21 protein-coding genes and 2 tRNA genes are annotated in these 24632 nt (G+C 72.5%); 3 read left to right on the top strand and 20 right to left on the bottom strand.

Features of this window, described 5'->3' with window-relative positions:
- The first annotated feature begins 227 nt into the window (after positions 1-227).
- Complete coding sequence (locus ACIPUC_RS05645; RefSeq protein ID WP_446586933.1) at positions 228-2114, top strand: putative bifunctional diguanylate cyclase/phosphodiesterase; 1887 nt, start codon at positions 228-230, stop codon at positions 2112-2114.
- A 35-nt stretch (positions 2115-2149) separates the two neighbouring features.
- Here ACIPUC_RS05645 and ACIPUC_RS05640 read toward each other — a convergent pair whose 3' ends face one another.
- The 4 genes from ACIPUC_RS05640 to ACIPUC_RS05625 form a co-directional block, all read right to left on the bottom strand.
- Positions 2150-2410, bottom strand: a complete 261-nt coding sequence (locus ACIPUC_RS05640) for a DUF397 domain-containing protein (protein WP_446586932.1) — start codon at positions 2408-2410, stop codon at positions 2150-2152.
- On the bottom strand, positions 2358-3218 hold the full coding sequence (locus tag ACIPUC_RS05635; RefSeq protein ID WP_446586931.1) for a helix-turn-helix domain-containing protein: 861 nt from the start codon (positions 3216-3218) through the stop codon (positions 2358-2360). The genes ACIPUC_RS05640 and ACIPUC_RS05635 overlap by 53 nt, the downstream gene beginning before the upstream one ends.
- A gap of 168 nt (positions 3219-3386) precedes the next feature.
- Entirely contained in the window at positions 3387-5069 is a 1683-nt protein-coding gene (locus ACIPUC_RS05630; RefSeq protein WP_446586930.1) for a glycosyl hydrolase family 18 protein, read from the bottom strand.
- A 254-nt stretch (positions 5070-5323) separates the two neighbouring features.
- A complete protein-coding gene (locus tag ACIPUC_RS05625) occupies positions 5324-6436 on the bottom strand; it encodes an LLM class flavin-dependent oxidoreductase (protein ID WP_446586929.1) in 1113 nt (370 codons plus the stop codon).
- Between the two features lie 229 nt (positions 6437-6665).
- Between ACIPUC_RS05625 and ACIPUC_RS05620 the strand changes: the two genes are divergently transcribed.
- On the top strand, positions 6666-7424 hold the full coding sequence (locus tag ACIPUC_RS05620; RefSeq protein ID WP_266609609.1) for an IclR family transcriptional regulator: 759 nt from the start codon (positions 6666-6668) through the stop codon (positions 7422-7424).
- 74 nt (positions 7425-7498) lie between these two features.
- Here the strand turns inward: ACIPUC_RS05620 and ACIPUC_RS05615 are convergent.
- From ACIPUC_RS05615 to ACIPUC_RS05585, 7 genes are all read right to left on the bottom strand, one after another.
- Positions 7499-7572 (bottom strand) — tRNA-Lys (locus tag ACIPUC_RS05615).
- 48 nt (positions 7573-7620) lie between these two features.
- Entirely contained in the window at positions 7621-8277 is a 657-nt protein-coding gene (locus ACIPUC_RS05610) for a LuxR C-terminal-related transcriptional regulator (protein ID WP_446586928.1), read from the bottom strand.
- Entirely contained in the window at positions 8259-9512 is a 1254-nt protein-coding gene (locus ACIPUC_RS05605) for a sensor histidine kinase (RefSeq protein WP_446586927.1), read from the bottom strand. The genes ACIPUC_RS05610 and ACIPUC_RS05605 overlap by 19 nt, the downstream gene beginning before the upstream one ends.
- Before the next feature lie 375 nt (positions 9513-9887).
- The gene (locus tag ACIPUC_RS05600; protein WP_446586926.1) at positions 9888-11567 is read right to left on the bottom strand and encodes an AMP-binding protein; all 1680 of its coding nucleotides are present in this window, start codon (positions 11565-11567) and stop codon (positions 9888-9890) included.
- A gap of 26 nt (positions 11568-11593) precedes the next feature.
- Complete coding sequence (locus ACIPUC_RS05595; RefSeq protein WP_446587621.1) at positions 11594-12187, bottom strand: lytic polysaccharide monooxygenase auxiliary activity family 9 protein; 594 nt, start codon at positions 12185-12187, stop codon at positions 11594-11596.
- 196 nt (positions 12188-12383) lie between these two features.
- Positions 12384-14285: an SPFH domain-containing protein gene (locus ACIPUC_RS05590; RefSeq protein ID WP_446586925.1), complete on the bottom strand. Its 1902-nt coding sequence runs from the start codon at positions 14283-14285 to the stop codon at positions 12384-12386.
- A complete protein-coding gene (locus ACIPUC_RS05585) occupies positions 14282-15637 on the bottom strand; it encodes a peptidoglycan-binding protein (RefSeq protein WP_446587619.1) in 1356 nt (451 codons plus the stop codon). Before ACIPUC_RS05585 ends, ACIPUC_RS05590 begins: the two co-directional genes overlap by 4 nt.
- Positions 15638-15858: 221 nt before the next feature.
- On the opposite strand from ACIPUC_RS05585, the gene ACIPUC_RS05580 reads away from it, so the two are divergent.
- A tRNA-Lys gene (locus tag ACIPUC_RS05580) sits at positions 15859-15932 on the top strand.
- A gap of 66 nt (positions 15933-15998) precedes the next feature.
- Here the strand turns inward: ACIPUC_RS05580 and ACIPUC_RS05575 are convergent.
- The 9 genes from ACIPUC_RS05575 to ACIPUC_RS05535 all read right to left on the bottom strand — a co-directional run bounded on the left by ACIPUC_RS05575 (position 15999) and on the right by ACIPUC_RS05535 (position 24627).
- Positions 15999-16658, bottom strand: coding sequence for a class F sortase (locus tag ACIPUC_RS05575; RefSeq protein ID WP_446587617.1), 660 nt, complete (start codon positions 16656-16658; stop codon positions 15999-16001).
- 56 nt (positions 16659-16714) lie between these two features.
- Positions 16715-17329 carry a hypothetical protein gene (locus ACIPUC_RS05570; RefSeq protein WP_446586924.1) on the bottom strand — a complete coding sequence of 205 codons (615 nt, stop codon included), beginning with the start codon at positions 17327-17329 and terminating at the stop codon, positions 16715-16717.
- 82 nt (positions 17330-17411) lie between these two features.
- Complete coding sequence (locus tag ACIPUC_RS05565) at positions 17412-18191, bottom strand: HAD-IIA family hydrolase (RefSeq protein WP_446586923.1); 780 nt, start codon at positions 18189-18191, stop codon at positions 17412-17414.
- Between the two features lie 130 nt (positions 18192-18321).
- Positions 18322-19851 (bottom strand): alkaline phosphatase family protein, encoded by a 1530-nt coding sequence (locus ACIPUC_RS05560; protein WP_446586922.1) that lies wholly within the window; start codon positions 19849-19851, stop codon positions 18322-18324.
- Positions 19852-19997: 146 nt separating this feature from the next.
- Positions 19998-21077 (bottom strand): 2-aminoethylphosphonate ABC transporter substrate-binding protein, encoded by a 1080-nt coding sequence (locus ACIPUC_RS05555; protein WP_446586921.1) that lies wholly within the window; start codon positions 21075-21077, stop codon positions 19998-20000.
- A 54-nt stretch (positions 21078-21131) separates the two neighbouring features.
- Positions 21132-21929: an ABC transporter permease gene (locus ACIPUC_RS05550; RefSeq protein WP_446586920.1), complete on the bottom strand. Its 798-nt coding sequence runs from the start codon at positions 21927-21929 to the stop codon at positions 21132-21134.
- Positions 21916-22857, bottom strand: a complete 942-nt coding sequence (locus tag ACIPUC_RS05545) for a 2-aminoethylphosphonate ABC transporter permease subunit (RefSeq protein WP_446586919.1) — start codon at positions 22855-22857, stop codon at positions 21916-21918. The genes ACIPUC_RS05550 and ACIPUC_RS05545 overlap by 14 nt, the downstream gene beginning before the upstream one ends.
- Complete coding sequence (locus ACIPUC_RS05540; RefSeq protein WP_446586918.1) at positions 22850-23899, bottom strand: ABC transporter ATP-binding protein; 1050 nt, start codon at positions 23897-23899, stop codon at positions 22850-22852. Before ACIPUC_RS05540 ends, ACIPUC_RS05545 begins: the two co-directional genes overlap by 8 nt.
- Complete coding sequence (locus tag ACIPUC_RS05535) at positions 23896-24627, bottom strand: phosphonatase-like hydrolase (protein ID WP_446586917.1); 732 nt, start codon at positions 24625-24627, stop codon at positions 23896-23898. The genes ACIPUC_RS05540 and ACIPUC_RS05535 overlap by 4 nt, the downstream gene beginning before the upstream one ends.
- Positions 24628-24632 lie beyond the last annotated feature (5 nt).

Raw genomic sequence — 24632 nt, 5'->3', positions numbered from 1 at the left:
TCACTCGCCTACCTACAGAACGTCACGTCCGATCACGCGAGATCAGCAGGGGCCTCCGCATGCTCAGAGCCGCGCAGAAACGATCGCCCCGGCCCGGGCCGTCACTGCGTCATCACGCCGAACTCCCGCCCCCCACACGGCGACGCCGCTGGATAGGGCCTCCCGGCAGCCTCTATGATCGGCACACTTTCCTGCACGGACACTCACGAGCACTGCGGGAGCCAACGGTGAGCGGAACCCCAGAAGGAACCGGTTCGGCGGCCGACAGCATCCGATCGGCCATTACGGAGCGTCACGCGGCAGTGTCGGCAACGGCAATCCCGCCGCGCGCCGAATCGGAGCGGCGCGACTACCGGGCCGCCTTCAACGCGGCCCACCTCCCCATGGCCGTCGTCGACCGCGAGGGGTACGTCGTCGCCGCCAACGAGGCCTTCGCCGGCCTCCTCGGCGCCGAGCCGAACGCACTCGTCCACCGGTGCGCCGCCGACCTGGTGGACCTGGCCGCGGAGGCCCGCACCTGGGCCGCGTACCAGGAGGTGCTCCGCGGGCGGCAGGCCCGGCTGCGGTGCACCCGCCGCCTCAAACACCCCGACGGGCACTCGCTGTGGACCGAGGTGACCCTGGGGCCGGTACCGGGGACCGGCGACGTCCTGCTGTCCGTCGCCGACATCAGCGACCGGCGCGACCTCCAGGCGCGGCTGCGCCACCTCCAGATGCACGACCCCGTCACCCGGCTGCCCAACCGGGCGCTGTTCTTCGAGCGGCTCTCCGCCGCGCTGGAGGCGTCCTCGTACGAACACGGGGGCGGCACCGGCCGGATCGGTCTGTGCTACCTGGACCTCGACGGGTTCAAGGCGGTCAACGACACCCTCGGCCACCGCGTCGGCGACCGGCTGCTGGCCGCCGTCGCCGCCCGGCTGACCCAGTGCGCCGACCAGTCCGGGTACGGCCGCACGAGCGGCCACCTCGTGGCGCGGCTCGGGGGCGACGAGTTCGCCCTGCTGGTCGAGGACTCCACGGGCACGGAGCAGCTAGCGGACCTGGCGCGCAGCGTACTGGCCGCCGTCCAGGAGCCCTTCGACCTGTCCGGGCAGCGGCTGTCGGTCTCCGCGTCGATCGGGGTGGTGGAGCGGACCACGGCCGGCACCTCGGCGACGGGGCTGATGCAGGCCGCCGACACGACCCTGTACTGGGCCAAGGCGGACGGCAAGGCCCGCTGGACCCTCTTCGACCCGGAGCGCAACGCGCACCGCATGACGCGCCAGGCCCTGTCCTCGACGCTGCGGCCGGCCGTGGAGCGGGGGGAGTTCGAGCTGGAGTACCAGCCGCTGGTGGACCTGGAGAGCGGCGCGGTGCGCGGGGTCGAGGCCCTGGTGCGCTGGAACCACCCGCAGTTCGGCACGTTGACGCCGAATCGGTTCATCGGCATCGCCGAAGAGGACGGGTCCATCGTCCAGTTGGGGCAGTGGGTGCTGCGCACGGCCTGCCGGCAGGCGCGGCGCTGGCAGATCGAGCAGCCCAGCGACGCCCCGGTCTTCGTGTCGGTCAACGTGGCCGTGCGGCAGGTGTGGGACTCGGACCTGGTGGGCGACGTCGCGGAGATCCTGGCCGAGACGGGGCTCGCGCCGCAGCTGCTGCAGCTGGAGCTGACCGAATCGGCCGTGATGGGCTCGGCGGGCCGGCCGCTCCAGGCCCTCCAGGCGCTCAGCGACATGGGCGTGCGCATCGCGATCGACGACTTCGGCACCGGGTACTCGAACCTCGCCTACCTCAGCCGGCTGCCGGTGTCGGTGCTGAAGCTGGACGGGTCCTTCGTACGGGGCTTCCGCTATGAGGAGGGCACGCACCCGAATCCGGCCGACGAGACGATCGTGGAGGCCATGGTCCAGCTCGCGCACCGGCTGGGCCTGACGGTCACGGCGGAGTGCGTGGAGACCGCGGGGCAGGCGGCCCGGCTTCGCCGCGTCGGCTGCGACACGGGGCAGGGCTGGCTCTACTCCCGTGCGGTGGCCCCGGACGTGATCGCCCGCATGATCAGCCGCCAGGCCGCGGCCGCCGCGTCGGCTTCCGCTTCCGCACAGCCCGACGAGCCCGCCCCGCACCCCCTGGTCTGAGAACCGGGAGGGGTGCGGGGCCGGCCTCGTACGGGTCAGAGACTGCGGACGAAGGCGGTGAACGCCTCCGGGGCGACCGCGAAGGCGGGGCCGTCGGGGTTCTTGGAGTCCCGGACGGCGACGAGGCAGGGCTGCGTGGCCACCTCGACGCAGTCACCGCCGGTGTTACCGCTGTACGAGGCCTTGCGCCAGGCGGTGGCGCCGAGGGGCGCACACTCGACGCAGTCGCCCCCGCTGGAGCCGCTATACGACGACTTGCGCCACGTCTCGCCCATCGGGTTCTGGCTGCTCCCCATAACGCTCCTCCATGACCCGCGTGATCAACGCCGCCGAGTCCTCTACGGAGAGTGCGGCGGCCTGCAAGTGAGCGTAACGAAGCGCGGCTTCCCTGACTGTGTCGGGGTTGGCCGTCATGTGGCCCGAGATGAGGTCTTCCGTGTAGACGATGTCCGGATCGTCGGTGAAACGCAGTCCGTTGAATGACCCGATCAGGCCTGCGTGTTGCCCAGCCGCATAGGGGAGCACCTGGATCTGCACCCACCGGTTCTCGTGATGGCTCAACAAATGGGCGAGTTGCTCACGCATCACCTGCCGACCGCCAATCGGCCGGTGCAGCACCCCCTCGTCGAGCACCACCCAGACCATCGGCGCCCTCTCCCGGTGCAGGATGCGATGACGTTCCATCCGAGCCGCAACCAACTCATCGATCCGGTCCGGCATTCCGGTCGCCAGTACAGCCCGTGCATACGCCTCCGTCTGGAGCAGTCCGTACACCACTTGAGCCTGGTAGGCCGAAATGAACGCCGCCCGGGCCTCCATCTCCGCGTACGCCTGGAACCACGTCGGCAGCACGCTCCGCAGGACCAGCCCCACCAGCCGGGAGAACGTCCCGTCCGTGCCGAGCGCCGCGTCCACCCGTTCCGAGAAGTCCCGCGTCGGCACCCGCTTGGTGTTCTCCACCTGGCCGATCAGCGAGCCCGTGCAGTAGATGACGTCGCCCAACTGCTGCTGCTTCAGGCCTGCGGCCTCTCTCAGGCGGCGCAGTTCGTAGCCGTAGTAGTCCAGCGGCGAGGCGCTGGGGTCGAGGTCGCGGGCCTGGACCACGGGACGGTCACCCCCATGAAGACGTGGGTCGGATTGAGCCTGTGGCCGAGCGTAACGACATCGGCACGCAGAGATATCCGGAATTCCACAACCATGTGACACACCTCCGCCCCGCACCCGGAACACGGGTGCGGGGCGGAGTGCCGCTCGGCGCGGGGTGGGGGGAGATCAGCAGGCGCCGAGGTCCTTCCAGACACCCCACTCGCCCGTGGTGCCCGGGGTCTCGTTGTGCGTCCACCACTGGGCCTTGTACTTGCGGCCGTTGTGGGAGACCTCGTTGCCGGCGGTGTAGACGGTGCCCGCGACGTACGCCGGGGTCGAGCCGCAGCCGGTCGGCGGCTGGGTCGTCGGAGGCGTCGTGGTCGGCGGGGTGGTCGTCGGAGGCGTGGTGACCGGCGGCTGCGTCGCCCCGCCGAGGGCGTCCGAGATCTGGTTCAGCAGCGTGGTGTTGGCGTCCAGGCCGAGCAGGGAGTACATCATCGCGCCGGCCAGGCCGCGCTGCTTGCCGTAGTCGACCCGGGCCTGGATGGACCGCTGGTTCAGGCCGGTGAAGAACTCGCCGTCCTTGTAGAAGTACGAGGCCTTGGCCTGGTCGTCCCAGAAGGTGCTCGCCGGGTTGTCGACGATCCCGCCGAGCTCCTTGTACATCGCGATGCCGGCCTGCTGGCTGGTGGGCCGGGCGGCCGAGGCGCCGGTGGCGGTCTGGGCGAGGCCGCCCGCGGTGCCCGCCGGAACGCCCTTCCAGCCGCGGTAGTAGAACTCGTAGCCCAGGGTCAGCTTGTTGGCGGGGAAGCCGCCCGCGATGCCGTAGGCCGGGTTGCCGTCGATCCAGGAGTCGATGGCGTTGTCGATGCTGTACTTCTCGGTGCCGGGCGCGATCGGGTCGGTCGGGTCGGCGGCCGAGGGCTGGAGCGGGGACTGGTGGTACGTCGGCCCGTCGCCGTCCCAGGCGCCGTGCATGTCGTAGGTCATGATGTTCGCGTAGTCGAGGTACGCGCCGATCTTGTCCGTCTCGATGTGCTTGATCTTGTCCTGGCCGGCCGGGAGGGCGGAGGTCAGCAGGTACTTCTTGCCGCCGTTGGCCGCGCCGTGGGCGTCGAGCTGCTGGCGGAACTCCTTGAGCAGGAGCGTGAAGTTCTGCTTGTCCTCGGGGGCGTAGTGGTTGCCGAGGTGGCCGCCCGCCGAGCCCGGGTACTCCCAGTCGATGTCGATGCCGTCGAAGATCCCGGCCGCCGAGCCCGCGCCGCCGTAGCCGCCCTCGACCGGCAGGTTGCCCTTGATGTACTGGTCGATGCAGGAGGAGACGAGCTTCTTGCGGGAGGCGTCGGTCTTGGCAGCGTCGCTGAAGTACTTCGAGTACGTCCAGCCGCCGAGCGAGATGTTGATCTTCAGGTGGGGGTACTTGGCCTTCAGCTGCTTGAACTGGTTGAAGACGCCGACGATCGGCTGGTCCCACTTGTCGGCGACCCCGCTGACGCTGTCCGCGGCGCTGAACGACTTCTGGTAGTCGGCGTACGAGTCGCCCGCGCCGTCCCCGGCGTTGGGGTTGTTGTCGTCGCCCGCCGCCTTGTTCGCCTCGAAACAGGTGAGTTCGGTGGGGTGGATGTTGCCGAACGAATAGTTGATCACGTCCAGCTTGCCCGCTATCCCCCGTGTGTCGAGGTGCTTGGGATAGAAGGCGTTCCCGTACACGCTCCACTGGTCGTAGTAGGCGATGCGTACGCCGCCGGCCGAGGCGGTGACGGAGGCATCGGCGGCCTGGGCGGTACCGAGCCCGGCGAAGGAGGCGAGCGCACCGGCTGCCAGCGCGGCCGTGGCGGCGGCCGCGATGAGGGGTTTACGGATGTGCATGAACTGCCTCCGGGGGGTGGGAGGGGAGAGCATCAGCTTCAGGTGAGAGAAGTGATAGCGATCACGCCATGCCCCAGTCAATGGTTTGGACCAAAGAAGGACTAGACCACTGAGCTGCCAAATGCCCAAGTCAGAGAGCTGAGCGCACATCAGAAACCGCTCGCCACCCCGGGTGACGAGCGGTTTAAGGGTGCCTTAGGCCATCCCCCGGCAAGGTTTCGGCAACAAACCAGCCGAACCCCGTTTCCCTGCGGTCACACCGGGTCCGGGCCCTGCGGCGGCATCCCGTACGCATCTGCGACGAGCCCGTAGGAGCGCAGCCGGGCCGCGCCGCTGTGGGCGTTGGCGGTCAGCATCAGCTCGTCCGCGCCCGTCCGCGCGGCCAGGGCGTCGAGTCCGGCGCGCACCTCGTCCGGGGTGCCGTGGACGATGTTCGCGACCCAGCCGTCCACGAACTCCCGCTCCAGCGGGGAGAAGGGGTACGCCGCCGCCTCCTCGGGCGCCGGGACCAGGCCGGGCCGCCCGCTGCGCAGCCGCAGCATCGACAGCGCTCCGGTGAGCACCTGGGCGCGGGCCTCCGCCTCGGTGTCCGCGGCCAGCGCGGAGACCCCTATGAGGGCGTACGGGGCGTCCAGGACGGCCGAGGGGCGGAAGCTCTGCCGGTAGAGGTCGAGCGCGGGCAGGGTGCCGGCCGCCGAGAAGTGGTGGGCGTAGGCGAAGGGCAGGCCGAGCTCGCCGGCGAGGCGGGCGCTGTAGCCGGAGGAGCCGAGCAGCCACAGCGGCGGCCGCCCGGCGGGCCCCTGCACCGGGCCCGGCACGGCGTGCACGCGGGCGTACGGGTGCCCGTCGGGGAAGTCGTCGTCGAGGAAGCGGATGAGCTCCGCGAGCTGCCGGGGGAACTCCTCGGCGGCCTCGTCGAGGCGGCCCGGTCCGCGCAGCGCCTGGGCCGTGCGCCCGTCGGTGCCGGGAGCCCGGCCGAGGCCGAGGTCGATCCGGCCCGGGGCGAGCGCCTCCAGGGTGCCGAACTGCTCGGCGACGGCGAGCGGGGCGTGGTTGGGCAGCATGACCCCGCCCGAGCCGAGCCGGATGCGGGAGGTGTGCGCGGCGAGGTGGGCCAGGATGACGGCCGGGGAGGAGCTGGCGACGCCGGGCATGGAGTGGTGCTCGGCGACCCAGTGGCGGTGGTAGCCGCGGGACTCGGCGAGCCGGGCGATCTCCACGCTGGTGCGCAGGGAGGCGTGGGCGGTGCTGCCGGCGCCCACGGTCACCAGGTCCAGGACCGAGAGCGGTACGGGTGCGCCGCCCCTCGCGGTGCCGCGGATCCCGTCGCGGCTCTCCTGCCGGCCCGCGTCCCCGGTGTCACTCATCGTCGCTCCCGTCTCGATTCCTCGTCCGTACGAAGAACTCGAACCGTCGGCGATGCCCGGGCATTCCCGGCACACCAGGCCAGTGCGCGTGACCATGGCATATGCCAGCGGAGTAGATCCTGGCGGGGAGACGTGATTGAGCCATCAATCTCCTCAACAGGCGCTCCACATGGGCCTCTTGATGGCTATCGTGGTAGGGCAAGCGGTAACAACCTGCTAGGGGGAAACCGTGGCGCTGAAGCCCGAGCCGACCGCGCCGTTCCACTCTGTGCAGTACGCACTACGCGTACTCGAAACGATCGCACGGCACACCGGCGGTGTGACCGATGTGCAGATCGCGCGTGAGACCGGCCTGCCCGCAGTCCATCTCGCCCCGATGCTGCTCATGCTGCGCCGGGAGGGATATGTCCTGCAGGTGTCCGACGGCGCCTACGCCATAGGGGATTCCCTCGTCCTGCTCGGCTCCGGCGTCGACCGGCAGCAAGCCCTGACCGACAAGCTCCAGGAGACCCTGGACCGGCTGCGGGACTCCGTGGGGGCGGCGGTCTACATCAGCCGGTACGTGGACGGCGAGGTCAGGATCACGCAGTTCGCGGACAGCCCGCGCACGCCGAAGGTCCACGAGTGGGTCGACTTCCGCTCCGCGGCGCACGCCAGCGCGGTCGGCAAGTGCCTGCTGACCCAGCTCGACCTGAACGGGCGGCGCGACCACCTGTCGCGCCACAAGATCGCGCGGCTCACGTCGAAGACGATCGTGAACGAGCGGATCCTGTTCTCCAAGCTGGACGCCCAGCCGGCCACCGTGCCCGTGCTGGACCTCCAGGAGTACGCCGTGGGCACCGTCTGCGCGGCCGTCCCGATCACGGCCGGGGCCTCGGTGGGCTGCCTGGCCCTGTCGATGCCCGTCGAGCACGCGCACCGGCTGCGGGCCGCGGCGGACACCCTGAACCGGAAGGCCGCGCCGCTGCTGCTGTCGCTCACGCTCTAGCGGGGGCCGGCGGGAGGAAGCCGGAAAACACTTCGGGCGGTTCCCCGTGAACCGGAAACCGCCCGAAGGACAGGTGCGCCGCCAGGGACTCGAACCCCGGACCCGCTGATTAAGAGTCAGCTGCTCTAACCAACTGAGCTAGCGGCGCCTGCTGACAGAGAAAATACTACCTGCTCCTCTGGGGTGCTCAAAACCATTACCGGCGGAGGTACGCGAGGACCGCCAGCACCCGGCGGTGGGTCTCCTCCGCGGGCGGCAGGTCCAGCTTTCCCAGGATGTTCCCGATGTGTTTGCCGACGGCGGCCTCGGACACCACCAGCTCCCGGGCGATCGCCCCGTTGGACTTCCCCTCCGCCACCAGGCCCAGCACCTCGCGCTCGCGCGGGGTCAGCGCGGACAGCGGGTCGCGCCGCCGGCGCAGCAGCTGGCGTACGACCTCCGGGTCCACCACGGTGCCGCCGCCGGCCACCGCGACCACCGCGTCGAGGAACTGCTCCACCTGCCCGACCCGGTCCTTCAGCAGGTAGCCGACGCCGCTGCCGTCCCCGGAGTCCAGCAGGTCGGCGGCGTACGAGCGCTGCACGTACTGGCTGAGCACCAGCACCGGCAGGTCCGGGCGGACGGTCCGGAGCTCGACGGCGGCGCGCAGCCCCTCGTCGGTGAAGCCCGGGGGCATCCGTACGTCGGTGACGACGATGTCCGGCGCGTGCGCGGCGACGGCGGCGCGCAGCCCGTCCGCGTCGCCCACGGCCGCTTCCACCCGGTGGCCGAAACGCGTCAGGAGACCGACGAGGCCTTCGCGGAGCAGGACGCCGTCCTCGGCGAGGACGACTCTCAGGGACTCACCGGGCACGGGATCTCCAGGCTCAGGACGGTCGGCCCGCCGGGCGGGCTGGTGATCGTCAGTGTGCCATCGAGGACGGCGATCCGGTCGGCGAGTCCGGTCAGCCCGGAACCGGCCGCCGGATCGGCGCCACCGCGTCCGTCGTCCCGTACGCCGATCAGCAGCGCGGCGCCGGTGTGCCGGGCGGTGACGGCGGCGCGGGCGGCGCCGCTGTGCTTGCCGGCGTTGGCGAGGGCCTCGCAGACGCCGAAGTAGGCGGCGGCCTCGACGGACTCGGGCAGGCGGGGCAGGGCGGGGTCGATGTGCGCGTCCACGGGCAGGGCGGACCGCTCGGCGATGTCGGCGAGGGCGCCGGGCAGTCCGTAGTCGGTGAGCACCTGGGGGTGGATGCCGTGGATCAGTTCGCGCAGTTCGGCGAGGACCTTGCCGGCCTCGTCGTGGGCGGTGGCCAGCTGGTCGGCGAGCGGGCCGGGCGGCGCGTCCAGGCGGGCCAGGCCGAGGGTCATCGTCAGCGCGACGAGCCGCTGCTGGGCGCCGTCGTGGAGGTCGCGCTCGATGCGCCGGCGCTCGGCCTCGAACGCGGCGACGAGGCGGGCGCGGGACCGGGTGACCTCGGCGAGGCGGCCGCGGAGCTCGCGCTCGCGGGGGGCGAGGAGGGCGCGGGTGAGGGCGGCGCGGGCGCCGGCGAGCGCGCCGAGGGGATAGAGGAGGACGGGGAGGAGGAGGGCGCCGGCGGCTGCGCAGAGGAAGGTGGCGGGGTAGTCGGTGATCAGCCAGGTCTTGAGCACCTTGACCTCGCCGTCACCGGCGAGGGCGAGCTGCAGCGGGGTGGTCAGGAGGAGGAGCGGGACGCCGAGGAGGATGCCGAGGGCGGCGAGGTCCACCCACCAGAGCAGGAAGCCGTGCAGGACGGCGTAGCCGAGCTCGCGCCAGGTGGCCTGTTCGCGGTAGCGCAGCCGGGCCCAGGCGGCGAGGCCGGGTTCGGCGGGTGTGCGGTGGGGGGTGGGGGCGGGGTCGGGGTCGATGAGCCGCAGGCGGCGGCGCTCGAGCGCGCCGAGGGGGATTCCGGCGAGGGCGAGCAGCGGCAGGCCGACGAGGAGGAGGCCGGTGCCGGTGAGCAGGACGAGGGCGAGGAGGGCCGGGATGCCGGTGAGTGCCCCGCCGGCCAGGTATCCGGCGGCACGCCAGGGTCCTGCGGAGCGGAGGTATCGGCCGCGGCTCAGGCTCTGCCAGGTGTCGTCCATCGGCCCAAGGTAGGCCCCGCGGCCCCGCCGCCCCATGGCCCCAGGGGGTGTCCGGGGGTATGCCCAGCCCTACCCCCGGGCCCGGCCCAAAGCCCGGGGCTCCGCCCCGAACCCGCGCCTCAATCGCCGGCGCGGCTCAAAGACCTGGGGCTCCGCCCCAGACCCCGCGCCTCAAACGCCGGCGGGGCTGGATTTTTGGCTGGCGTCCGCTCGGAAGTGCGCGCAGTGCCATTTGGGCTGGCGTCGGCCCAGAAGGGCGCGCAGCGCCATCCAACCCGCGGGTGGCAGGTACGGGCACAGCTCAGCCACATCCAGCCCCGCCGGCGTTTGGGGCGCGGGGGTCCGGGGGCCGGCCCCCGGCAACGGCGGCGCGCCCTAGCGGTCCAGCAGCGGGCGGCGGCCCTGGGCTTCGTACGCTGCCAGGAGGGTGGCGAGGTCCGGCTCGGACAAGGGGCGGTAGGGCCCGGTCCGGGGGCGGTGCCAGACCGGGTCGGGGCAGAGGAAGCCGGCCCGGCGCAGGGCCACGCGGTGGACCTTGTTCGTGGCCGTGACGGGCATGGTCTCCATGATCCTGACGTACCGCGGGGACATCTTCGTGCCCAGGTCCGGCTGCGCGGCCAGGAACGCGGAGAAGGCGGACGGGTCGAAAGCCGCGCCCTCCCGCAGGGCGACGGCCGCCATCACCTGGTCGCCCGCGACCTCGTCGGGGACGGCGTAGACGGCGACCGCGGCCGCGTCGGCCCACCGCGCCAGGATGTTCTCGATCACCGCCGCGGCCAGGTTCTCGCTGTCGACCCGCAGCCGGTCGTCCGTGCGGCCGGCGAAGTACAGGAAGCCCGCCGCGTCGCGGAAGAAGAGGTCGCCCGTCCAGTACCAGCCCTGCCGCGTACGGGCGGCCTCCGCGTCCGGGTTGCGCCAGTACCCCTCGAACAGGCTCCGTCCCCGGTTGACCAGTTCGCCGATGGCGGCCGAGCCGTTGAGCAGGCGGCCCTCCGCGTCCAGCACCGCGGCCGGGCATTCGGCGCCCGTCTGCGGGTCGATCACCGCCAGGTCGTCCCCCTCCCCCGCCCGGCCCAGCGCGCCCGGCGGGGTGTCCGGCGTGCGCTGGACGGAGGCGCCGCCCTCGGTGGCCCCGTAGCCCTCCACCAGCGGGACCCCGAACCGCTCGGCGAAGCGCGCCGCGTCCACCGCTCCGGCCTCCGTGCCGAAGCCGAGCCGCAGGGTGTGCTCGCGGTCGTCGGGGCGCGGCTCGGTGGCCAGCAGGTACTGGACGGCCCGCCCGACGTACGTGAAGTACGTCGCCCCGTACGCCCGTACGTCGTCCAGGAACGCCGAGGCGGAAAAGCGCTGGCGCAGCGCCACCGACGCCCCGCCCGCGAGCGCCGGCAGCCAGTCGGCGATGACCGCGTTGCCGTGGAACAGCGGCATGCAGACGTAGTGGACGTCCTGCGGGGTGACCGAGAACCGGCGGGCCAGCGCGGACCCGGCCGCCGCGAGCCGGCCCTGGGTGCAGATGGCGGCCTTGGGGGCGCCGGTGGAGCCGGAGGTGAAGTAGAGGAGCAGCCGGGATTCCGGGCCCGGGGTGCCCAGCGCCGCCTCGCCGGGCTTGGCGGCGGCATAGGGGGCGAGCAGGGCCTCGTACTCCTCGGTGCCCGTGACCAGGAGGCGTACGCCCGGCAGGTCGAGGCCGCGCAGCAGCGGCAGGTGGGCGGGTTCGGTGATCAGGATCCGGCAGTCGGTGTGCAGGATGTCGCGGGCCAGCTCGGCCCCGCGCCGGGTGGGGTTGATCCCGGCGACGGCGGCCCCCGCGAGGGCCGCCGCGCCGAGCCAGAACGGGAACTCGGGGGTGTTGTCCAGCAGGACCCCGAGGTGCGGCTCGGCCCCCGGGGGCATGAGGTCGACGAGGAGCGCGGCGCGCGCGGCGGCCTCCTGGGCGGTCCGGTGGTGGCTGAGGACGGCGGTTCCGGTGTCCTCGTACTTCAGCCCCGGCCGGTGGTCGCCCCATTGGCGCGCCACGAGCTCCGCGACGGTCTCGGGTGCAGTCGTCGTCCGCATGCCGCCGGAGATTAGCTGACGTAGCGTCAGAATTGAACGTCGGAGCAGGCGTAGAAGGCGTTGGCCGTGTCGTTGACGGTCCAGACGGCCAGGATCAGGTGCCGGCCGGTCCGGCCGCTCGGCATGGAGCCCTGGTGGACGGTGGTCATGGCGGGCCGGGCGCCGTTGTAGGCGACGGTGAGGAAGGGCTGGGGCTCGAGGTCGGCGCGGGTGAGGGCCTTGGTGCCGTTCCAGCCGTTCTTGGTGACGTAGTACTTGAAGTCGGTGGTGGAGTGGTTGGCGGTGAACTGCCACCGGAAGCCGTAGCTCTGCCCGCTGGTCACCCTGGTGGTGGGCCAGGCTCCGCCGCGCGGGTTGTCGAGCTCCGCGAACTGCGGGAGGCCGGCGGAACATATCTTGCCGTCGGCGGGCCCGGCGGCCGGGAAGCCCTTGAGCCCCTCGACGCTCTGCGGCTCCCACTGGATGGCGCCGCAGTCGGAGACGGTCTTGTTGGCGCAGAGCTTCTGGCGGCTGATGGGGGTGTCGGTGTAGCCGTGACTGCTGGCGCTGGGGGCGCCGAGGAGGGTGATTCCGGCGACGAGGCCGAGGCCGAGCGCGGCGGCGCCCGCCCGTCCGGGCATGCGGAGGTGACGCATGATGCTCCTTGAACGTGGGGGGAGTTCGGCGAGAGCGTGCGCACGCGTGGGGATGGTGTTCGGATCTTAGGTCTAGACCAAGTTCCAGACTATTGACGGCAGTTGGCCATGTCCATACCAACGGACGAACGGGTGGTCCGGTCGGATCCGGCCACCCGTTCGTCCCGTACCGCCGGGCGCGCTACTCGCAGCGCCCCGTGTAGAAGGCGACGGTGAGGTCCTTCACGAGTGCCTTGCGCTCGTAGTCGTCGAGCTCGACGAGCCCGCGCGAGGTGAGCCGGTGGACGGTGTCGTCGACGGCGTCCACGACCGAGGTCAGCACGGAGTCCCGGTGCTTGGCGTCGATCGCCGCGACCCGGCGGCGGCGCATGGCCTCGGCCACCTCGGGCGCGTACTCGATCCGGGTCGGCTGGGCCGAGAAGACCTCGATCCCGACGGCCTCGGTCTCCGCCGCCAGCATCCGGGTCAGCGCGTCGCCGACGGCCTCGGCGTCGCGCAGGGTCGGGGCGTCCTCGTGGAAGGCGTCGGCGGGGAGCTGGGAGAGCACGCGGGCCATCGCGGATTCCACCTGTTCGGCCAGGTACTCCACGTGGTCCGCTACGGCCAGGGCGGCCCTGGCGGTGTCCCTGACCTGCCAGACGACCTGCACGACGACCTGGAGGGCGAGGCCGCCGGAGTCCACGGCGGGCATGGGTTCGCTGCGCCAGTGCCGCAGGCGTACGTCGACCCGGCGGCGCAGCAGCAGGGGGCTGATCCAGGTGAGTCCGGTACGGCGGACGGTGCCGCGGTAGCGGCCGAACAGGGTGAGCACCCAGGCATGGCCGGCGCGGGAGCGGCCGAGGCCGCCGAGGGCGAGGAGGGCGACGATGCCGAGGAAGGCGAGCGGGGGCCAGTGGGTGGCGCGCAGTCCCTGATAGGCGCGCGGGGTGCCCCCGAACGCGGCCACGAGCGGGGCGGGGACGGCCCCGGCCCGCCAGAGCACGGCCGTGCAGCCGGCGAGGGCGAGCCCGCCGACGGCCACGCCGATCCAGCCGGGGAGCACCGGGCCGCGGTGCTCCCGGAGCCGGTCGTCGCCGCGGGGGACCCGGCGGCCGGGGGCGGGGCGGGGGGTGGCCGGCGGCCGGGGGGCGGGGGCCGGGGCCTGGGCCCGGGCCTCGGCGGCGGGCGCGGCGGTCCGCTCACCGGGGAACGGCAGGTGCACCGGCACCTCGGTGACGGCGGCGCCGCGGAGCGGCGGGCCGGGCGGGGCGGGTTGGGTGTCCCGGGTGTCGCCCTCCTCCACCAGGGCGCGCGCGACGGCCCGGGCGACGATCGAGACCACCCCGGGGCCGGGCACACCGGACCGTACGGCCTCGGGCTGGGGGCCGGGGTCGGGCTCCGGCTCCGGGTCCGGGTCCGCGAACGCCGGCCCGGGCTCGGCCGCCGCCTCCGGCACGGACCGGGGGTCCGGCTGCGGTACGGCTTCGGCCTTCGGCCGCACGGGCGCCAGCCGGGGGTCCGGCTGCGGTACGGCTTCGGCCTTCGGCCGCACGGGCGCCAGCCGGGGGTCCGGCTGCGGCGCGGCTTCGGCCCCGGCCGCCGCCAGCCTCGGCACGCGCCAGGGGTCCGGCTGCGGCCCGGTCGCCGGGGCCGCCGGCGCGGGCTCCGGTTCCGGAGGTGGTGCGGCGGCTTCCGCGTCGGTGATCCGCAGGCGCAGGGTGGCCACCGGGGCGCGGGCCGCCTCGTCCTGGGGGTGCGGGATGTCCAGGCCCGCGTGCACCGGTTCGGGCTCGGCCTGGGCCCGGGCGGCCGGCACCTCGGGGCCGGGCGCCAGGAGGACCGCCGGGGCGGTGGCCCAGCCGGTCGAGGTCTCGCCCGAGACCGGAACCGGAACCGCCTCGCGGGGCGCGGGTGCGGCGACACCCCGCACCGGCGAAGGCGCCGGAGCGGGGCCGGGAACGGGAACAGGGGCGGGAGCGGGAACAGGGGCGGGAGCGGGTGTAGGGGCGGCTGCGGCGGCGGGAACAGGGCCGGTCGCCGCCGGTACCCGGAAGGTGCCCGTGGCCGAGGTGGTGTGCGTGGGGTACATCGTGTCCTCCGTCATGCGAACAGCCGGCGCCAGGTTTCCGGGCCCGGGTAGCCGTTGGCCGAGGCACCGCGCCAGCCCTGCGCGCGCTGGAAGGCCTCGACGTTGCGGCGGTCCGCCTCGCTCCAGCGCGGCCCCGGGCCGGACGTGTAGTGCTTGCCGAAGCCCTTCTTGATCAGTTGGCGGCCGAGGGCGGCGATCGCCGCGTGCGACCGGCCCGGGCGGAACACCGCGGCCCCGGGGTAGGCCCGTACCCCGCCCGGCCCCGGCGCTGCCTCCACCGTCGGCGGGATGTCCCTGCCCTGGCGCTCGACCAGCAGGCGCCAGGTGTGCGCGCCCGGAACGCCGTCCGCCTCGGCGCCGGTCCAGCCCTGGGCCGCCTGGAAGGCCTGGGTGGCCAGCCGGTCGTGCTCGCTCCACGTCCGGTCCGCCACCCCCTTCGGGTAGAACCGGTACGCGCCGCGCTCGATCAGCATCCGGCCCAGCCGGGCCACGTGGTCGTTGGTCTGGCCCGGACCGAACTGCGCGGCGCCCGGGAACACCGTCGAATCCCCCGGCTTCGGGTCCGGCACCGGCTTCGGGTCCGGCACCGGCTTCGGGTCCGGCACCGGCTGCTCGGGCACGATCCCGCCCGTGACCCCGTTGAACCGGTAGGGGACGTACTTCGACCCGTTGGCCCAGTACCCGTAGGGCGTGGCCAGCTTGCGCGTCGTGGGCCGCGTCTGCTCGTAGGCGATGTAGTGCGTCTGCGTCTCGTCGGCCCAGCCGCCGAAGATGACCACGTGCGAGCCGTTGTTGGGGTCCGCCGGGTTGTGGAAGAGGAGCATGTCCCCCGGCAGCAGCTCGGCCTTGGTGATCTTGGTGGCGAACTTGTCGAGGCTGCCGGTCCACTCGTTCGTACCAAGGTTCCAGACCATCGAGACGTAGCCCGAGCAGTCCTGCCGGTATCCGTCCGTCCAGTACTCGGACATGCTGTACGGGACCTTCGCGTCCAGCCACAGCTTCGCCCGGTTGATGATCGTCGTCCGGTCGATCCGCTTCACCCCGGCGGGCGCCCCGGGCTTGCCGACCGGCCCCTTCTTCGGGCCGTGCAGCGGAGCGCGCCCGCCCTGCGGGGAGCCGGGATCGTCCAGGGCCACCGGCCCGGCCGCCGGGGTGGTGACCGCCACCGCGGCTGCGCCGCCACCGCTCAGGACCACCCCGGCGGCGGTGGCGAGGACCAGCGCCCGGCGGGCCCCGCGGGCGGCGGGATGACCCCCGTCGCGCAGCGGTATGGCCCGCGCGCGGGCGAGGGCGCGACGGCGCTGGGCGCACCCCCGGCACGCGCAGTCGCCCGCGGGCTCGTACTCCTCGAAAGCGGGCATCGGCATCGGCGTCTGCACATGCGTCGGCGGCTGCATCGTCATGCGGTTCCGTCCACTCCCCTGCTCGTCCACTGGTCAGCCAGGGCCGCATCTGGCGGGTCATCAGATGCGGCACGGCCACACATATCGTGCACGATAAACCCCTCAAACATGGGTTAATCGGACAAGGCGGGCGTGGCTGGTCACGAGCACCACTCGAGGTGGGGTAGAGTTTTCCCTGTCAGCAAGCGCCGCTAGCTCAGTTGGTTAGAGCAGCTGACTCTTAATCAGCGGGTCCGGGGTTCGAGTCCCTGGCGGCGCACAGACGGAGGAAGCCCCCCGCAGCGAAAGCTGCGGGGGGCTTCTTCGTTTGCCCCGCGGGGCGGGGCTAGGCCGCCGTGCCCGGCCGGAGCCCGGCGCCCGTCAGGTAGGCGGAGACCACCACGTTGGCCGTGTACTCCTTGGCCGCCTTGTCGTACGTACCGCCGCAGGTCACCAGCCTCAGCTCGGCGCGGCCCCTGATCCGCTGGCCGTACGCCTTGTGCGGGTCGAAGGCCGCCCGCTCGTAGACCCGTACGTCCTCGATGGTGAACTCGGCGACCGAACCGTCCGCCCGCACCACCCGTACCTTCTCGCCCGGCTGGGCCGAACTCAGCCCGTAGAACACGGCCGGCTTGGACTTCGTGTCCACGTGCCCCACCATCAGCGCGGCCCCGGCGGCGCCCGGCTGCACGCCGTTGCTCCACCAGCCCACCGTGCCCGGGCTGTCGTACGGGGGCGGCTCGATCGCGCCGTCCGCGTCCAGGCCCCGGGAGATCACCGGGGCCTGGACGCCTATGGAGGGCACGTCGACGCGCTGCGGCAGGGAGGCGTTCAGCGGGGCGCGGGCCGCGGGCAGGGCCTGGCCCATCGCCCCGCCGGCCTGGCCGGCGACCGGGGCCGGGACCCCGGTGATCTGCCGGCCCCACAGCCACAGGCCCAGGACCAGCACCGACCAGGCGGCGAAGGTCAGCAGTCGGCCACCGCCGGAGGACTTGCCCTCGCTCATGCGCCCCTCGCTCGTGCGCCACTCGTTCATGCGCCGCTCGCCCGATCGCCGCGCGTTCAGTCACCGCTGCGGCGGCGGCGCAGGGCCAGCGCCCGGCCCGCGACGGCCAGGGTGGCCGCGGCGGCCAGGACGGCGCCGATGACCGTGTGCGGCAGCCCCGGCCCGTCGTCGTCGTGGTCGTCCTTCTTGGCCGCCGCGGCCGGCCGGGAGTTCTCGGCGAGTTCGGCGGACATGCCGCCGCCGCCCGCGTGGACCGGCCAGACCGGGGAGGCGTGGTGGCTCGGCCGCCGGTGGGAGATCTCGATGGAGCCGCTGACCTTGTCGTGGCCGTCACAGGTCACCCGCACCGAGTGCCGGCCCGGCTGGGCGTGCGAGCTGATCACCGCCTCGCCGTAGAGCGGGCTGCGGCCGCCTTCGCGTCCGTACAGCTCGGCGTCCCCCACGAAGACGGACGACTTGGCCGCGCCCCTGGTGCCGTCACAGCCGTTGACGCGCAGCTTGACCTGCGATCCCGGGTGGGCCGGATTCGGCTCGACCGAGATGCTGCCGCGGTCGCCGCGGTCGCCCCGGTCCTCCTCACCCGCGAGGGCGGTGGGCGCGGTCACCGCGGAGAACGCCGTCAGGGCGACGGCCACCCCGGCGGCACGGAGAGCGATGTGAACACTGCGCATGGTGAACCTCCTCAACAAGGAGATTCACGCGCGGCACGCCGCTCCGCATCCGGAGCGGCGCCGTACGTGTCAGCCGAACGACTTAAACGAGGTCCACCAGGTCGGCGATCGAGTCGACCGTCTTGGTGGGGCGGTACGGGAACTTCTCGGTGTCCTCGACCGAGGTCAGACCGGTGAGGACGAGGAAGGTCTGCATGCCCGCCTCGAGGCCGGCCAGCACGTCGGTGTCCATCCGGTCGCCGATCATCGCGCTGGTCTCGGAGTGCGCGCCGATCGCGTTCAGGCCGGTGCGCATCATCAGCGGGTTGGGCTTGCCGCAGAAGTAGGGCGTCTTGCCCGTGGCCTTGGTGATCAGCGCGGCGACCGCGCCGGTGGCGGGGAGCGGTCCCTCGGTGGAGGGGCCGGTCTCGTCGGGGTTGGTGCAGATGAAGCGGGCGCCCGCGTTGATCAGCCGGACCGCTTTGGTCATGGCCTCGAAGCTGTAGGTGCGGGTCTCGCCCAGGACCACGTAGTCCGGCTCGTGGTCGGTCAGTACGTAGCCGATGTCGTGCAGGGCGGTGGTCAGACCGGCCTCGCCGATCACGTACGCGGTGCCGCCGGGGCGCTGGTCGTCGAGGAACTTCGCGGTGGCCAGCGCGGAGGTCCAGATGTTCTCGACGGGGACGTCGAGGCCCATGCGGCTGAGGCGGGCCTGGAGGTCGCGGGGGGTGTAGATGGAGTTGTTGGTCAGCACCAGGAAGGGCTTGCCGGATTCGCGCAGCCGCTTGATGAAGGCATCGGCGCCGGGGATCGGGGTGCCCTCGTGGATGAGGACCCCGTCCATGTCGGTGAGCCAGGATTCGATCGGCTTGCGCTCTGCCACTGGACTGTTCTCCGCTCTCGGTGGCGTCTGACCTCTGGGACCTCTGGTCTGACCGCTGGTCTCTACCACCCTATCGGGGCCCGGTCGCGGACGTACGGGGCGTCCACGGCCCGGACCCCGGGGCCCGGGCTCAGCCCAGGCGGACGTTGTCGACGGTCCAGTACCAGTTGTTGCTGCCGCTGTAGCGGAAGCGGATCTGGACGTCCGTGGCACCGGCCGGGACCTGGAGGTTCAGGGACTCGGCCCTGGCCACCGCGTCGGCGGTGTAGCTCTTGACGACGGTGGGCGCACCGCCGTTGTAGGAGACGAGGACCTGGGCGGTCTGCCCGGCCTCGTGGCGGTAGTGCGTCTGGAAGGACAGGGTCTTCACGGTGCCTGCGGTGACGGCCCACTTGGGGGTGATCAGGGTGGAGTCGAAGCTGCCGGTGTGGCTCTTGTCGTCCCACTCGTCGGAGTCGGCGACGGCGAACACGTCACGGGAGCGGACGTTCAGCTCGCGCCACTGGTCGCGCTGGGCCCGGCTCCAGAACTCGTCGGTCGCGAAGGCCCATCCGGCCCACTCGGCGACACCGCCCGTGCCCATCCGGGAGTTGTCGACGGACCAGCCCGCGGGCGGGGTGTGGGTGAAGCCCTGCACCCCGGCCGGGATGCCCGTCTCGTCCACGCGGCCCCGCAGGCCCGGACGCAGGGTGTCGAAGGGGTCGCTGTCGGGGGCGTTCAGCGGGACGCCGTCCAGCGCGGCGGTGGAGACGCCGACCTGCGCGAGCGCGGTCGCGGCGACGTCGACCAGCTTGACGTCGTCCCGTACCGAACCGGCGGCTATGCCCGCGCCCTTGGCGATGACGAAGGTGCCGCGCTCCTGGATGGTGGAGCCGCCGTGGCCGCCGGCGTCGGTGTGGCCGTGGTCGGTGGTGACCAGGACCTTCCAGTTCTCCTGGGCGTAGGTCGGGCGGTTCTGTACGGCGGTCAGCACCTGGCCGATCAGCTTGTCGGAGCGGCCGATCGCGTCGAGGTACTGCTGGCTGGCGGCGCCGTAGGAGTGGCCGGCGATGTCGATCTCGCCGAAGTAGACGAAGGCGGCGTCCGGGTTCTGGTCGCGCAGTTCGGCGGCGGCCGCGGCGGCGATCTTGGGGTCCTCGCTGCCGTAGCCGTCGCGGTCGCCCTTGAGGGAGAGGCGCTTGTCGACCTTGGCGGAGAAGATCGGGCCGCCCGCGTCGGTGGAGGTGATCGGCTCCCAGTCGGCGGCCGCGTACGTGTTGAGCGCCGGGTTGGCGTTCTCGATGCGGGTCAGGAAGTCCGGGTAGGCCGTGTAGTTCTTGCCGGCGAAGGAGTTGTCCTTCACGCCGTGCTTGTCGGGCCACACGCCGGTGGCGATGGTGGACCAGCCGGGGCCGGAGGAGGTGGCGGCCATCGGGTTCGCGTACAGGGTGCTGCGGGCGGTCAGGCCCTGGGCCATCAGGCCCTTCAGGTAGGGGGCGTTGGCCGCCTTGACGCGGTCGAGGACCGCGCCGTCGATGCCGATGACGAGCACCTTGTCGGTGTTGGCGGCGGCAGCGGCGTCCGCGGCGCCGGCCGGGGCGGCCAGGGCGGAGGCGGCGATCAGGGCGGCGGCGGATGCGGTCACGGCGATGACGCGTCGTCCGGGCAGGGCAGTGGACACGTACTCCTCCTGGGGAGCAGGTGGGCGGCGAAGGTGCGGGGACAGGTGCGGGGACATGCCACCGGGCCCGGACCGAAGGGCATTTTGGTCCAGACCCGTTATGCAAGCGTCACTTTTCCGGACCAGGGTGTCCGGGAAGTGACCGGTCAGCTGCCGGTTGCCGACTTCCACGCGTCGACGTAGGCGGTGAGGTTCGCGTCGATGTCGGCCCAGTTCGGCTCGAAGACCTCGACACCCGTCATGATCTTGGTGAGCTCGACGGCGTTGGCATCGGTCGGCTTGACGTCGGTGCGCGCCGGGAAGCCGCCGCCGACCCCGCTGACCAGCTGCTGGGCCTCCTCGCTGAGCAGGTGGTCGAGGAGCTTCTTGCCGTTCTCGGTGTGCGGGGCCTTGTCGACGAGGCCGGCCGCGTACGGCAGGGCGAAGGTGGTGGGCTTGCCGCCGTCCTTCGCGGGGAACCAGATGCCGATGTTCGGCATGGACTTGGACTGCGCGAAGTTCATCTGGACGTCGCCGTTGGCGACGAGCAGCTCGCCCTTGTCGGTCTTCGGCGCCAGCTTGCTGGTGGAGGAGGACGGGCCGACGTTGTTGGCCTGGAGCTTCTTCAGGTACTCCATCGCCGGCTCCTTGCCGCCGAAGTCGTGCATCGACTTGATGAGGACGGCGGTGCCGTCGCCCGCGACGCCCGGGGTGGAGTACTGCAGCTTGCCCTTGTACTTGGCGTCCAGCAGCTCCTCCCAGGTCCTGGGGGCCTCGGCGAGCTCCTTCTTGTTGTAGATGAAGCCGAAGTAGTTGTTGACGACCGAGGTCCACTTGCCGTCGGCGGCCTTGTCGGCGCCGTTGACCTTCTCGGAGCCCTGGGGCCTGTAGGCCTGGAGGAGGCCCTTGCCGTCGGCCTGCTGGATGAAGGGCGGCAGGGTGATCAGTACGTCGGCCTGGGTGTTGGTCTTCTCGCGGACGGCGCGCTGCACCATCTCGCCCGATCCGCCCTCGACGTACTTGACCTCGATGCCGGTCTTCTTGGTGAAATCGGCGAAGACCTTGTCGTACCAGCCGTCGCCCTTCTCGCTCTTGAGGCCGTCGGCGCTGTAGACGGTGACGACCTTCTCCTCGGCGCCCTTGCCCGAGTCGGCGGTGGTGGAGCCGCCGCAGGCGGTGAGGGAGACGGCGAGGGCGAGGCTGCCGGTGACGGCGGCTGCGGTGCGGAGCACGAGCTTGCTGGGCATGGAACTTCCTTACGGGAAAAGGGAGTCGGCAGAGGATCAGCGGGGGGTACGAGGTCAGCGGTAGGAGGCCTTGGTGCGGATGCGGGAGACGGCCAGCAGGACGAGCAGGGTGGTGGCCATCAGGACCACGGCGACGGCGGAGCCGCTGAAGAGCGAACCGCGGTCGGTGGCCGTGAAGATCCGGACCGGGAGGGGCATCCAGTCCGGCGGGTAGAGCATCATCGTGGCGCTCAGCTCGCCCATGGACAGGGCGAAGCAGAGCCCCGCTGCCGCGGTGAGCGACGGCAGCAGGAGCGGGAGCCTGACCCGCCACAGCACGTAGCCGGGGCGGGCGCCGAGGGAGGCCGCAGCCTGCTCGTACGCGGGGTCGAGCCGTACGATCGCCGCCGAAACCGACTGGTGGGCGAACGCCGTGACAAGGATCGTGTGCGCCAGGATGACGATCGAGCTGGTGCCGTTGAGGAGCAGCGGGGGCCGGCTGAAGGCGACGAGCACGGCGAGGCCCACGACCACGGACGGCACGGCGACGGGCAGCATGAACAGCGCGTCCAGGCACCGCTCGCCGCGCTTGCCGAGCGCCGCGCCGGCCAGCGCCGCCCAGGTGCCGACGGTGAGCGCGAGCAGGCTGGCGGCCACGGCGGTGACCAGGCTGGTGGTCAGGGCCTGGAGGGACTCGCCCTGCACGGCGGAGGCGTAGTTCGCGGTGGTCGGTCCGGAGGGGAAGGCGCCGGACCAGTGCGTGGCGAAGGAGGCCGCGACCACGACGAGCAGGGGCAGGGCGAACAGGGGCAGGAAGAGGAGTCCGAAGAGGCTCCAGACGGCCCAGCGGCCCGTCTTGCTATGCACCAGCACGCTTGCCCACCACCCGGTAGAGGCCGAACAGGCCGACGGAGATCACGATGTTGACGACGGCGACCACGCAGGCGGCCGCGTAGTCGGATTCGAGGATGGCCTTGCCGTAGATGAGCATCGGCAGGGTCGTGACGTCCTTGGCTCCGGTGAACAGGACGATCCCGAACTCGTTGAGGCACATGACGAGGACGAGGCTGCCGCCCGCGGCCAGCGCGGGGAGCGCCTCCGGAAGGATCACCTGCCGGATGATCCGGGCGGGCCGGGCGCCGAGGCCGGCGGCGACCTCCAGCTGGGCGGTGTCCAGCTGGGAGAAGGCGGCGAGCAGGGGGCGCATCACGAAGGGCGTGAAGTACGTGATCTCCGCGAGCAGTACGCCCCAGGGGGTGGTCAGGAAGTGGAAGGGCCCGTCGGCGGCGCCGGTGAAGTCGGTCCACACGCCGTTGGCCATGCCGACGGTGCCGTAGATGAAGAGCAGGGCGAGGGTGATGAGGAAGGAGGGGAAGGAGAGGAAGACGTCGATGAACTTCGCGACGGCCCGGGCCCCCGGGAAGGGCACGAAGGCGATGACCAGCGCGAGCGCGAAGCCGAGGACGAGACAGCCGACGGTGGCTCCGACGGCGAGCCACACGGTGGTGCCGAGCGCTTCGCGGAAGGCCTGCGAGGCGAAGACCTGCCCGTAGGCGTCGAACGCCCCGCCGCCGTTCTCGGGCGTGAGCGACTGCTGGACCACCAGCGCGAGCGGGTAGAGGAAGACGAGCGCGAGCACGGCGACGGGCGGGACCGTCCACACCCACCGGGGGACCGCCCGCCGGGAGGTGTCGGCCGCAAGCGCACCGCCTCCCCCGGCGGGGGCGGGGGCCGGGCCGGGTGCGGGCCCGGCCTGGGCCGGGACCGCCGGGCCGGCGGCCACGGACGGGGCCTCAGCCATCGGACACCCCTGCGGCCAGCAGCACGGCGTCGCGCGGCTCGAAGTGCAAGGTGACCCGGTCCCCCAGGGCCGGTGTCTCCCGCAGCTCGGGCAGGTCCGCCTTCACGCGGTGGCCGTCGACGTCGACGTACAGCCGGTGCGTCGAGCCGCGCCACTGGACCTCGGCGATGCGCCCGCTCAGCGCGTTCGGGCCGTCACCGAGGCCGAGCAGGTGCGGCCGTACGCACAGGGTCGCGGTGGACCCCGGCACGGCGCGGCCGCGGTCGAGGGCCAGCGGGCGGCCCTCGAAGACCGCGCCCGCCTCCGCCACGGTCACCGGCAGCAGGTTCGCGTTGCCGACGAAGGACGCGGTGAACTCGGTGCGCGGGGCCCGGTACAGCTCCTGCGGGGTGCCGAAGTCCTGGAGCCGGGCCTTGTCCATGACGGCGATCCGGTCGGCCAGCGTGAGCGCCTCGACCTGGTCGTGGGTGACGTACAGGATGGAGACGTCGGGCAGTTCGCGGTGCAGGCGGGCCAGTTCGGCGAGCATCCCGGAGCGCAGCTGCGCGTCGAGCGCGGACAGCGGCTCGTCGAGCAGGAGCACCCCCGGGCGGATGGCGAGGGCGCGGGCGATGGCCACGCGCTGCTGCTGGCCGCCCGACAGCTCGCGCGGGTAGCGCTTGGCGAAGGCCGCCATGCCGGTCATCTCCAGGGCCTCGGCGACCCGCCCGGGTATCTCGGCCCTCGGCGCCTTCTGGGCCTTGAGGCCGAAGGCGACGTTGGCCTCGACCTTCATGTGCGGGAAGAGCGCGTACTGCTGGACGACCATGCCGATGCCGCGCTTGTGCGGCGGGAGCGCGGTGACGTCCCGGCCGCCGATCAGGACCCGGCCCGCGGCGGGCCGTACGAAACCGGCGACCGCCCGCAGCGCCGTGGTCTTGCCCGAGCCGGAGGGGCCGAGCAGTGCCATCACCTCGCCGGGCTCGACGGTCAGGTCGAGGGAGTCCAGGACGGTGTGGCCGCCGTAGGCGACGCTGACCCCCTCGAAGCGGATGCCGCTCACGCCGGCTCCGCCAGCAGCTGCGGGAGTTCGGCGACGGAGCCGAGGACGTGGGTCGCGCCGTGTCCGGTCAGGGCCGCGCGGTCGTGGGCGCCGGTGAGGACGCCCGCCACGGTCCCGGCGCCGGAGCGGCGGCCGCTGAGCATGTCGTAGGCGGTGTCGCCCGCGACGACGATCTCCCGTACGTCGTCCACGGCGCCCGTGCGCAGGAACGCGGCGAGCACCATGTCCGGGTACGGGCGGCCGCGGCCGCCCGCGTCGGCGGGGCACAGGGTGAGGTCCGCCAGGCCCTGCCAGCCCAGGGCGTCGAGGATGGCGTCCTGGGTGACGCGGGCGAAGCCGGTGGTCAAGGCGACGGTGCGGCCGTCGGAGCGGAGCTTCTCGATGGCCTCGCGGGCTCCGGGGACCGGGGCGATCAGGCCGCCGTCGACGAGTTCCCCGTACGCCTCCTCGAAGGCGGAGTTGGCGCGCCGGGCGAGCTCCTCCGTACCGAAGAGGTGGCGGAAGACCGAGATCTTCGACTCGCCCATGGTGTCGCGTACGTACTGGAGCTTCCCGGCGTGGTCGGCGCTGCCCGGCTCGACGCCGAGGCGCTCGGCGGCGCGCTCGAAGGCGCGCTCGACGAGGCCGCCGTCGGCGACGGTGGTGCCGGCCATGTCCAGGACGATCAGGTTCTGCTTGCGGTGCTCGGTCATCGGCTCGGTCATCGGCTCGGTCATCGGCTCGGTCATCAGAC

The sequence above is a fragment of the Streptomyces sp. LARHCF249 genome, from assembly GCF_052871255.1.
Note: the sequence above shows the minus strand (reverse complement) of the source record. Positions and strands in the feature narration are given on the sequence as shown.

Excerpts from the sequence above, each read along its gene's own strand:
- ACIPUC_RS05640 (WP_446586932.1), bottom strand. The coding sequence starts at position 2,410 with ATGGGGAGCAGCCAGAACCCGATGGGCGAGACGTGGCGCAAGTCGTCG.
- ACIPUC_RS05630 (WP_446586930.1), bottom strand. The coding sequence starts at position 5,069 with ATGCACATCCGTAAACCCCTCATCGCGGCCGCCGCCACGGCCGCGCTG.
- ACIPUC_RS05625 (WP_446586929.1), bottom strand. The coding sequence starts at position 6,436 with ATGAGTGACACCGGGGACGCGGGCCGGCAGGAGAGCCGCGACGGGATC.
- ACIPUC_RS05605 (WP_446586927.1), bottom strand. The coding sequence starts at position 9,512 with ATGGACGACACCTGGCAGAGCCTGAGCCGCGGCCGATACCTCCGCTCC.
- ACIPUC_RS05600 (WP_446586926.1), bottom strand. The coding sequence starts at position 11,567 with ATGCGGACGACGACTGCACCCGAGACCGTCGCGGAGCTCGTGGCGCGC.
- ACIPUC_RS05595 (WP_446587621.1), bottom strand. The coding sequence starts at position 12,187 with ATGCCCGGACGGGCGGGCGCCGCCGCGCTCGGCCTCGGCCTCGTCGCC.
- ACIPUC_RS05590 (WP_446586925.1), bottom strand. The coding sequence starts at position 14,285 with ATGACGGAGGACACGATGTACCCCACGCACACCACCTCGGCCACGGGC.
- ACIPUC_RS05585 (WP_446587619.1), bottom strand. The coding sequence starts at position 15,637 with ATGCCGATGCCCGCTTTCGAGGAGTACGAGCCCGCGGGCGACTGCGCG.
- ACIPUC_RS05575 (WP_446587617.1), bottom strand. The coding sequence starts at position 16,658 with ATGAGCGAGGGCAAGTCCTCCGGCGGTGGCCGACTGCTGACCTTCGCC.
- ACIPUC_RS05570 (WP_446586924.1), bottom strand. The coding sequence starts at position 17,329 with ATGCGCAGTGTTCACATCGCTCTCCGTGCCGCCGGGGTGGCCGTCGCC.
- ACIPUC_RS05555 (WP_446586921.1), bottom strand. The coding sequence starts at position 21,077 with ATGCCCAGCAAGCTCGTGCTCCGCACCGCAGCCGCCGTCACCGGCAGC.
- ACIPUC_RS05545 (WP_446586919.1), bottom strand. The coding sequence starts at position 22,857 with ATGGCTGAGGCCCCGTCCGTGGCCGCCGGCCCGGCGGTCCCGGCCCAG.
- ACIPUC_RS05535 (WP_446586917.1), bottom strand. The coding sequence starts at position 24,627 with ATGACCGAGCCGATGACCGAGCCGATGACCGAGCCGATGACCGAGCAC.